We start from the raw sequence: 2,905 nt of genomic DNA, 5'->3' as shown, positions 1-2,905 counted from the left end.
CCAAGCTTATTGGCTTTTTCTTGATACTCAGCAAGTGTTTTTTCTTTTTCCTCTTTATTTAAAGCTCTTACTAAAATGCGTGCTGCTTCATCACGTTTAATTCTCGCACTTAAATTTTTTAATTCTTCGCCTTTTACCCACGTATCAATGATTTGTTGACGCATTGTCTCTGATCCATGTTGGAATGTTAGAGCTGTAACAGTTAAATCTAGAAAATCCTTTGCAGATAAACGTTTCTTTATTACTTCTAATTGACTACTAGTTTCATTAGCAGCACGTACTTCCTGCATTGATACAGGAATAACAGCAGATGTCGTTAAAATAACTGCTAATGATGCTGATAAAATCCTCTTTTTCAAAATGATTCCTCCTTATATCAATCTGCGATACATAATTTGTCAACACAATGAAATTATACTAACTTCAGTATATTTGTAAATTATTGGGTTGAATAATTAAAAAGATAAAAGCGATCAAGTACAAGAGATATCCTGGACCTCTTGTATTACCATTTCAGTCATGTCTATGAGGTACTTTTGGATGTTGTTTTAGATTTCCATGATCTGTGTATTCAATATCCATATTTTATTTCATTTTTACTTAATGCAAAATGCGATGTCACGACTTCATCTTTGTGATCATCAGATGTTTCACTTCCATCTTCTCCTTTAACACTCAAAATATAGCATTAATTTTAAAATTAACAAAATCAATATTTGTTTATTTTAGAACATGCTTTGATAATCTATTGTTGTATTTGGACAACCGTTGTTACTAAAACGTTTTCAATGTATAAGCAACTATTTTAGAACAAATGCGCTAAAGCGCCCGAAGCAAAAGTAAACCTCCACCACTTTTGCCTGAGGGATCGAAGCAACCTTGAGGATGTAGCGCTTTAGCCTAGACGAAAACTATGCCCTTGGTTACCCACAACTTAAAAATCTATAGTTTCCTTTGCAACTAGAAAAAACTGTGCAAGATAATTCCCTGCACAGTTTTTTTGTATTATTTTTTTAGATGGCTATCTAAGAATTTTAGCATTGTATTGTAGAATTCAATGCTATTTTCTTCATTAAGGAAACCGTGGCCTTCATTATCCTTCACCATGTATTCCACATCAACGCCTCTTGCACGTAATGCTTCAACGATTTGATCAGATTCAGCTTTATTTACACGTGGATCATTTGCACCTTGAGCTACAAATAGTGGTGTTTTAATTTTATCCACATGGAAGACAGGTGAAACGGCTGTTAATAGCTCCTTATCCTTCTCTGGATCGCCTACACGCTTATACCACATATTGCGCACTGTTTCCCAATATGGAGGAATTGTATTTAATAACGTAAAGATATTTGATACACCTACATAATCAACTGCTGCTGCATATAGGTCTGGTGTGTAAGTGATACCTGCTAAAGTTGCATAACCTCCAAATGATGCACCGTAAATTCCGATGCGTTTAGGGTCAGCAATACCTTGATCGATTGCCCAGTGTACACCATCTGTAATATCATCTTGAATTTTTAGACCCCATTGCTTATTACCAGCTTCAAGGAATTTTTTACCGTATCCAGCTGAAGAACGGAAATTCATTTGTAGTACTGCATAACCACGATTTGCTAATAATTGTACTTCAGGGTTAAAGCCCCACGAATCGCGGAACCATGGACCACCGTGTGGGTTGACGATAAGTGGCAGATTTTTAGCTTCTTTATTTTTCGGTAAAGTTAAATAACCGTTAATCGTTAAGCCATCTCGACTCTTATACGATATTGGATGCATTTCTGCAAGCTCCTCTGGTTTTAACCAAGGGCTTAACGTTTCCATTTCTGTCAATTCGTCTGTTGTTGAATCGTAGTAGTAAAATTTTCCGTAAACAGTGTCACTAGAAACGCTAACAATGAATTTTGTCATTTCTTTATTGTAATCATTAATGCCTACTTCACTTTCTTGAACACCTAATTTGTTTTGAATTTTACGGAATAGTTTTTCAAAGTCCTTGTCAAAGAATTGATAGTGTACTTTATCTGTTATATATGCACCGTATAATAATTTATCTTTCTCAGGACTGTATAATACACCTGATACATCCACTTCTGGGTTGGACATAATTACTTCTTCCTTACCTTCTAAATCATATTTAACTATTTCTACTTTGTCTCTTCCTTTATTAGATTTCGCCAAAATATGTTTATTGTCTTTAGTGAAACCAAGTGGCGCTACTTGATCTCCTTCTTCTATTTCAATAAATGGTTTGAATTCATCCTTCTCTGAATCTCGATATAGAACCGTGCCAACTACACCATCTGAAGCAACCGCCATACGTACATTTCCATCACGGTCTGCAATCCAGCTAGTAATGTTACCTGGGTTTTTCGCAACATGTGTAGTTTCACCTGTCTTTAGGTTAAGCTTGTAGACATCAAAGACTTTTGCATCGTCTTTATTCATCATAATAAGGATTTCGTCTTTAACGCCCTTTAAATTACTTAATACCCCAACTGTTACATCCGGATAAGGTGTTAAATCCTTTTCTTCATTACCATTAAATGTTGTTGAATAAATGTGGTAGTTTTCATCGCCACCTTTATCCTTTAAATATAATAAATTATCATCTTTCCAGAAGGATAATAAAATATCACGATCCGTTGAACTAGATACACGTACTGGTTCGCTATCGTCATTCATTTTTTTCACGAAAACGTTTTTACGGTTTTCCCACGCAGCGTTATAAGTAATGTAATTGCCATCTGGTGAAAGTTCATAGCCAACGTTTCCTGGATTTTTCATAAAATCTTCGACGGAAATTTCTTTCACGCCTTCATTATTGACACTATTTTTCACTTTTTTAGCATTGTTTAAAATTTTCACTGCATCTTCTTTAGTAATTGTTTTACTATTTGAA

At 34.8% G+C, this 2,905-nt stretch carries 1 protein-coding gene and 1 pseudogene; both read right to left on the bottom strand.

The features are described from left to right. Positions 1–359: pseudogene (locus AN161_RS30465) on the bottom strand (S9 family peptidase); the annotation flags it as partial. A 646-nt stretch (positions 360–1,005) separates the two neighbouring features. Continuing rightward, positions 1,006–2,905, bottom strand: a 1,900-nt coding sequence (locus AN161_RS03920; protein ID WP_053593078.1) for a S9 family peptidase, incomplete at its 5' end; no start/stop codon positions are given.

It is taken from the genome of Lysinibacillus sp. FJAT-14222 (genome assembly GCF_001278875.1).
Taxonomy (GTDB): domain Bacteria; phylum Bacillota; class Bacilli; order Bacillales_A; family Planococcaceae; genus Lysinibacillus; species Lysinibacillus agricola.
This window is presented reverse-complemented; position numbering and strand designations above follow the sequence as displayed.